This window comes from Synechococcus sp. R6-10 (assembly GCF_047461815.1).
GTDB lineage: Bacteria > Cyanobacteriota > Cyanobacteriia > Thermostichales > Thermostichaceae > Thermostichus.
In genome coordinates this window covers 1-6,888 of record NZ_JANSHW010000219.1, presented here as the reverse complement: position 1 = coordinate 6,888, position 6,888 = coordinate 1, and the positions used below count along the sequence as shown (strand labels likewise).

General features: G+C 58.5%; 7 protein-coding genes and 1 tRNA gene. 6 read left to right on the top strand and 2 right to left on the bottom strand.

Annotation, left to right across the window (positions count from 1 at the left end):
• Nucleotides 1-72 precede the first annotated feature (72 nt).
• Nucleotides 73-330 (top strand): hypothetical protein, encoded by a 258-nt coding sequence (locus NW837_RS07000; protein WP_414330173.1) that lies wholly within the window; start codon nt 73-75, stop codon nt 328-330.
• 386 nt (nt 331-716) lie between these two features.
• Here NW837_RS07000 and NW837_RS06995 read toward each other — a convergent pair.
• Nucleotides 717-789, bottom strand: a tRNA-Ala gene (locus NW837_RS06995).
• Between the two features lie 253 nt (nt 790-1,042).
• On the opposite strand from NW837_RS06995, the gene sppA reads away from it, so the two are divergent.
• The 4 genes from sppA to pheA all read left to right on the top strand — a co-directional run bounded on the left by sppA (nt 1,043) and on the right by pheA (nt 4,951).
• Entirely contained in the window at nt 1,043-2,080 is a 1,038-nt protein-coding gene (sppA, locus tag NW837_RS06990) for a signal peptide peptidase SppA (protein ID WP_414330171.1), read from the top strand.
• A gap of 44 nt (nt 2,081-2,124) precedes the next feature.
• On the top strand, nt 2,125-3,399 hold the full coding sequence (gene alr / locus NW837_RS06985; RefSeq protein WP_414330168.1) for an alanine racemase: 1,275 nt from the start codon (nt 2,125-2,127) through the stop codon (nt 3,397-3,399).
• A gap of 183 nt (nt 3,400-3,582) precedes the next feature.
• On the top strand, nt 3,583-3,951 hold the full coding sequence (locus tag NW837_RS06980; RefSeq protein WP_414330167.1) for a late competence development ComFB family protein: 369 nt from the start codon (nt 3,583-3,585) through the stop codon (nt 3,949-3,951).
• Between the two features lie 13 nt (nt 3,952-3,964).
• Nucleotides 3,965-4,951, top strand: coding sequence for a prephenate dehydratase (gene pheA, locus NW837_RS06975; protein WP_414330176.1), 987 nt, complete (start codon nt 3,965-3,967; stop codon nt 4,949-4,951).
• Between the two features lie 54 nt (nt 4,952-5,005).
• Here pheA and NW837_RS06970 read toward each other — a convergent pair whose 3' ends face one another.
• On the bottom strand, nt 5,006-5,869 hold the full coding sequence (locus tag NW837_RS06970; protein ID WP_414330165.1) for a sulfite exporter TauE/SafE family protein: 864 nt from the start codon (nt 5,867-5,869) through the stop codon (nt 5,006-5,008).
• 198 nt (nt 5,870-6,067) lie between these two features.
• On the opposite strand from NW837_RS06970, the gene NW837_RS06965 reads away from it, so the two are divergent.
• Nucleotides 6,068-6,888, top strand: an 821-nt coding sequence (locus NW837_RS06965) for a YncE family protein (RefSeq protein ID WP_414330162.1), incomplete at its 3' end; no start/stop codon positions are given.

Sequence of the window (6,888 nt, the reverse complement as noted above, 5' to 3'; positions counted from 1 at the left end):
CTCAGAGAGTGACACTCCATACCGTGCAGGGTAGAATGAGCTAATCATTAGCCAAGCAAGACACACCCGGCCATGACCAATGAGGAAATTGAGACGCGGTTTGTCCAGTTGGCCGAAGCTGTGACCAGGGTGGCCAATACAGTTGCCCAGGTTACCGATGCTCAGCTTGCCTTGCAGACCCTTTCAGGGCGTCTCGCCGAAGTCGTCCTGGAGTTAAGGCAGGAAGTGCGAGAATTGCGGCAGCGGCAGGCCGAGTCGGATCAACGCTTTGAGGTTCTCCTTCAGGAAATCCGCTTCTTAATCCGCCGTCAGGGAGAGGGGCAAGCGTGAGTTGGGAAATCGCCTGGTGGAAGCCCCTGAGATAGGTCAGGATCCTCTCCGTGGAAAGGGTGAAAACAGCGGAGGATCCCTTGCTGCCTAAGGTTTGCTCCCAAGCAGAATACTTTCATTATTTCAAACAGCAATGAAACGGCTTGCTGCGTCGATCCCTAACTCCCCTCTCCCAGGGGGAGAGAAGAAGCCCAGAAGCCTTGCTGGATAGGACTGTCTGGGCTTGGGGAGATGTTGCTGAACCGTTTCGCAACGCATAGTCACTTATCTCACCGTCAAGGTGAAACAAACAACCGCTTGCTTCCTGCTAAGGCCTCCGGCCCGCTAGCGCAAGCAGTAGAAATAGATGGTAATAGAAGCCACGACTGCTATCGGCCCTCTGGGGATGGAGCTTAGCGGACTTGAACCGCTGACCCCTTCAATGCCATTGAAGTGCTCTACCAACTGAGCTAAAGCCCCAATCACTTGGCTTCGAGCCAGAATCCCGCTCAAGGATCCTACCCTCTACTCCAGCTTACACTGGCAACCTGCAGAAGATGCCTCAGCGGTAAAAAACGCTGGAACCTGATCGTAAATAAGTGGAGGATCCTTGTCAATAGCTTGGATGGCTCAACCGAGATGAGGAGTTTGCTTGGTTCTCAGCCTTTTGGTGTCAGACGTTGCGAGAAGCCCGCGGGGTGGTAGAACGGAGTCAGTGGCAATTGAGGGGCCTGTGACACAAGAAACTCAGCTTAACCGCATTTTGGCGGCTTCTTTGCTGGTCGTCTGCCTTATTGCGGCCATTGTCGGGGGCACGCGCCCTGCCTCAGAGCCTACCCGAGGCGGGGTTGGCCTAGAGGCCGCACGGGGGGCGGATCGCATCGAGGTGGTCACCCTGGAAGGAACGATAGGCGGCCCAGGGGGTTCGACTTTGGTAGGCCTGCCCACTTCTCCTGTGGAACAGTTGCGGGAGGCAGCACGGGATCCCTCTGTCAAGGCTGTATTGCTGCGCATCAACAGTCCCGGCGGAGCTGTGGGATCCAGCCAGGAACTCTACCGTGCCGTAACTGCTCTGCACGAGGCGGACAAGCCGGTGATCGCTACCCTAGAAAACATTGCTGCCAGTGGGGGGTACTACGTGGCCAGCGCTGCCGACAAAATCTATGCCAACCCTGGCACCCTGACCGGCAGCATAGGGGTTATCATCAGCGGCCTCAGCTTTGGTAAGTTGCTGGAGAACTACGGCATAGAGCCGCAGACCTTCAAAACCGGCGAGTACAAAGACCTTCTCTCTCCTTTCCGCAGTGCCACTCCTCAAGAGCAGCGCCTTCTGCAAAACTTGGTGGAGGATACCCTCGAGCAGTTCATTCGCGATGTGGCCCAAGGACGCCAGCACTTGCCAGAAAAGGCAGATGAGGTGCTGGAAGCAGAGATGATCGCGCGACGGCAGAGCTTGGATGAAGACCGGGTGCGACAGTTGGCCGATGGACGCATCTTCACCGGGGCGCAAGCTGTGGAGGTGGGCTTGGTGGATGCTTTGGGGGGGTACACGGAGGCGGTGGAGGATCTGCGGCGCATGACCGGGGATCCCTCTTTGTCGCCGGCGGGTGAGGGAGAGGGCTTCCAACGAGTCCTGCGACGACTGTTGAGCCAGGGATTGTCCTCGCAAAGACAAGCCGCTTGGCTGGGCCGGCTGTTGGAGAGCAACGAGACCGTCGGGATCCCAGACGTGCCGTTGCTGTGGATGGCGCCGGAGTGGACTTTGCGCTAAACCTAAATCTAATCAGGACGGGTTTTGGGTGTGGGGGGTGAACGGTGAATCGAGAACCGGTCGCGCCGGCGGCGCAGGGCACTTTGAGAGCAGCTGCTCTGGGAGTGCAGGGCAATACTTGGAGAGAGGGATCCCAGAAGGCCAATTCCTTGGCGGAGCTGGATTGGGCCATCGACCTGGAGCTGTTGACCAGTCGGGCTTGGGTGGAAATTGACGCAGCCCAGCTGCGAGAAAACCTGCGGCTGTTGCAGAGGCGCCTAGGCTCAAACGTCGAGATCTGGGCGGTGGTGAAGGCCAATGCCTACGGGCATGGGGCGCAGTTGGTGGCTCCCGTGGCTGTTGCGGCTGGGGCCAAGGGGCTATGTGTGGCCACCCTGGCCGAAGGGATCGAGTTGCGGCAAACGGGGCTGCAGGCTCCGGTTCTGGTGTTGGGAGCTTTGAATACTTGGGCGGAGCTACAGCAGGCCATGGCAGCCCGGCTGGAGGTCAGCCTCACCTGCACAGACCAAATCCCGCTGATGCGCCAGGTAGCCCGTTGGGCCGGGCGCCCCGTCCCGGTGCATGTCAATGTGGATACGGGTATGACCCGTTTGGGGATCCCCTGGAAGGAAGCTGCAGCCGTGTGGGGGCAGATTTGTCGGATCCCGGAGCTGGAAGGCTGTAGCTTGTTTTCCCATTTGGCGACGGCGGACGAGCCCCATTCTCCAGTCATGGAACAGCAGCACGCCCGCTTTGCCCAGGTGGTGGAACAGATCCGCAAAGCCGGGGATCCCTTACCGGCGCTGCATCTGGATAACTCAGCCGGTGCTTTAACCCATCTCCACTACTCCCGTGTGCGTTTGGGGTTGGTCCTCTATGGCCTGTCCCCTGCCCCCCACTTGCCGGTGCCAGGTCTGCAGCCAATTCTGCGGCTCAAGGCGCGGCTGTCCCACATCCAAACTGTGCCTGCTCAAACTGGCGTGAGCTATGGGCATCGCTACATCACCTCTCGCCCCAGTCGCATTGCCACTCTGGCCATCGGCTATGCGGATGGGATCCCACGGCGGCTTTCCGGCTGGCTGCGAGGATGGGTGCGCGGCGGCTTGATCCAACAGGTGGGCACGATCACGATGGATCAATGTATGTGGGATGTAACCGAGAGGCCGGATATCCAGGTGGGGGATGTGGTGGAGCTGCTGGGCCCCAATCTGGCAAATGCGGGTTTATCTGTGCAGGATTGGGCCGATCAGTTGGGTACTATTTCCTATGAGTTGCTGTGTGGACTTTCTGCCCGTCTGCCAAGAGTGTTGGTTAATTCTCTGGGTTTTGATGATGCCTGACACGACAGATTGGATTGCCTCAAGCACGGATAGGAGCGGGCCAGAGGCTGTTCGCGTCGGCAGCAGAGGGCTTGACTTGACGTGTCAACAGAGAGTAAAGCAGCATCGAAGGTAATCGAGGGCACTCCTGATCACTGAAAACAGTGACTTGGCGGCGGATTCGGTTCCCATTGGGAGGTAGCGATGGCGGAGCAACATAAGCCTCTGAAGAGCCTGGAAAATCAAATGGAACGGGCTGTTCTGGAGATGGTCAATGAAATCCTGCTGATGGAGAGTCAACAGCGCTACTGCTTCTGCGAGAAATTCTGTAACGATGCTGCCGCCCTGGCTTTGAACAACCTCCAGCCTCGATACGCCACCAGTTTTCACGGCTCTCTCCGAACTTTAGAAGCCATTCAAGCGGATCAGGAGTTGCAGAGGCTGATCCGATTGGAGGTGGTGAAGGCCATGGACAAGGTGGCGGCCAATCCCCGTTGCCCGGAGCCTGAATGTCCTTTGCTGCTGCGCGACGCCGAGACGATAGAGTTAGAACTGGCCCCTAGCGACAATTGAAGAAATGGCTCTGATGGAGCTGCGCTCCGCTAGCGCGAACGTTTCCCCTTCGCCAGTGGCCTTCCTCGGCCCTGCTGGAACCTACACAGAGTTAGCAGCTTTGCTGGCCTGCCCTGAGCAGCCTCACCTGCACAGCCAGGGATCCCACCCCTTAGTGCCTTATCCAACGATCAGCGCCTGTCTAGAGGCGGTAGCTGTCGGCCAGCAACAATGGGCGGTGGTGCCGGTGGAAAACTCGGTGGAGGGGGGGGTCTCGATGACCTTAGACGCCCTCTGGCAACTGGAGGGGCTAGGGATCCGGCAGGCGCTGATCCTGCCCATTCGCCATGCCCTCATCGGACGTGCCTCGCGGTTGGAGCAAATTGAGCAGGTCTACTCCCACCCGCAAGCTTTGGCCCAATGTCAGGCTTGGCTGAGATCCCATCTGCCCCAGGCCACTTTGATCCCAACCCGCTCGACCACCGAAGAATTGGATCGCCTGCAGGAGCAGCCCAGCGCCGCCGTCATCGCCTCAGAACGAGCTGCCACCCTCTACCAACTGCCGGTCTTGGCCTGCCCGATCAACGATCACCCCGACAATTGCACTCGCTTTTGGGTTATTGGCCGTGCGCCGCTCTCGCGTTCCGGTCAACAGGGTGAAACCTCTGCCGATCCTGCTTCTCCGGGGGGATCCCATACTTCCTTAGCCTTCAGCCTCCCCCACAACGTGCCGGGAGCGCTGCTGAAACCTCTGCAAGTGTTTGCGGAGCGAGGCCTGAATATGTCTCGCATTGAGTCGCGCCCCACCAAAAAATCGGCAGGGACGTATGTCTTTTTTGTCGATTTGGAGAACCCTATCGGCCAACCCTATTTGGATGCCGAGGTGGTTGCGGCGCTGGAATCAATTGCTGAAACTTTGAAGCTCTTCGGCAGCTACCCTGTGCATGACCTCTGCAAACAAGGGGATCTATCCCAAGTAGCAAAAGCCCTGCCCTCTGAGGGGAAAGCGCGTCCAACGTAGAATCGAAATGACCAAGGACTGCTGTCTTGAGCGCTCAGGCAGACCAGGATCACTTCACAGGGCTCGGTAGCTTTGCCAAGCTTGCCAAAAAATGTAGAGAGAAAGGATGGTCAGAAAGCCCCGAAACAGCAGTCCGACGGTTTCATCGGGCAATTTGGGCAGGGTGCGTGTGCTAATCTGTACACCGATTAACCCCCCTGTGCCCAAGATTAAACCTGGGATCCAGAGCACATTCTGGTGGATGGTGCCGTCCCCGAACCCCAGGCCATTCCAGATCCAATCGCTGAGGCCCGCATGGCTGGCAGTGGCAGCAACTGCTGTGATCACAATGGCCCCCAGACTGGTCTGAATCGCCACTTTGATTGTCTCTTTCAGCAGCAGGATCTGCATTGGCACCAGGATCACCCCACCGCCGATGCCAAACAGCCCGGCCAACAAACCGGCAGTGCCGCCGGTCAGGGCGCGGGCTAACCAGGGAGACATCTGTCCTGAGGACTTCGCACCACTGTCGCGAACAGCAGCAGGCGGGAACTCTGTCTCCAGGGCTTGGGTGGCCACCTTTTTGCGCAGCTCCACCAGATAAGTGTTGGCCAGCAGCAACACCCCGAAGGCTGTCAACAGCAGGTAGCTGGGAAGGCGACTGGCGATGATCGCCCCCACTTGGGCCGTAAGCAATGCGGGGATCCCCAGCAGGATCACCCGTTTCAGATCCAGCATGCCCATCCGCCAGTTTTGGATGCTGCCTGCAATCGAGGTCATAACGATGGAAAGGTTGCTGGTGGCTGCAGCTTGAACCGGTGGTATCCCCAAGCTGACCTGTAAGGGCACCAGGATCGTTCCACCGCCAATGCCCAGAACCCCGGCTAGGATCCCTGCCACCAAGCCCCCAACTGCCAAGGCCAGACCCTTTTCTTCCATTGCTTCTCGGCCCTGCTCATCAACAAAACAAGCAAAATGTCTGTTATGGTAGCATTCTCCGTCCTCGGCAAGACCATCAGGGAAGGGATCCCTTGGGGCGGGGTTGAAAAGAGGCGCATCATAAAATGTTGGACAGTCGTACTGATCTGGTGCGGATCGCGCTAGCGCGCCAACTTCTCCACAAGCAGGGAAGCCTTCATGGTTGCCATTCATCCGGCAAATGATCTAGGTGCTCTGAAAAATCCGGGTTCTACGGCAGAAGGATCCCAGCCCGCTTGGTGGCCTCAATCTGGGCAGCAACAGGGAACTGTGGCCCCTTTGCAACCGTTGGGGCTGGTCGCTTTGGAAGGTTTGGCCACCTGGGGAGATCGCCTGTTGGGCTTGGATCGGGTGAGGGGCTATTTGGTGGAGATCCAAGAGCACAACACCCTGCTGCTCAATCCCCATCATGTCCATTCTTTCCAAGGCGCTTACGGTTTGTGGGTAGAGTCAGAAGGGGATCAAGCGTGGATTTGGCTCAGTCGGGAGCAAGAGGGGCAAATCTTGCGCATTCCCATGTCCGCTCTGCAGCAACCGGGATCCCTGGAAGCCTTTCCAGTGTGTAGGTGCCCCTACCCTATCGAAGGGATCGCCCTCTGGAGCGATCCCCACACGGGAAACCGCTACCTCTATGCCACCTGCTACCGACGGGGAAAAATCCTGCAACTGGATCCCAGCCGTGGCCTTATTGTGCAGGAGATGCCCGCCCCTGGGGTTGGCCGAGAACAGATTGCGGTGCAGGGAGACTACCTCTGGGTGAGCGATCGGGTGGAAGAGACGATCTACGTGCTGGAGCGCCAGACCGGGCGAGAACTGGCCCGTATCCTCACCCCTTCTCCTGGGCCGACAGGCTTGGCCCATTGGCGGGGGCAACTCTGGGTGGCCTATGCCCACGAAGAAGCCTACATCCACGACAACCCCAACGCTCCAGATCCCTTGTCGGTGGCCCTGCGCGATAAAACCTGGGTGGCCCCCCTACG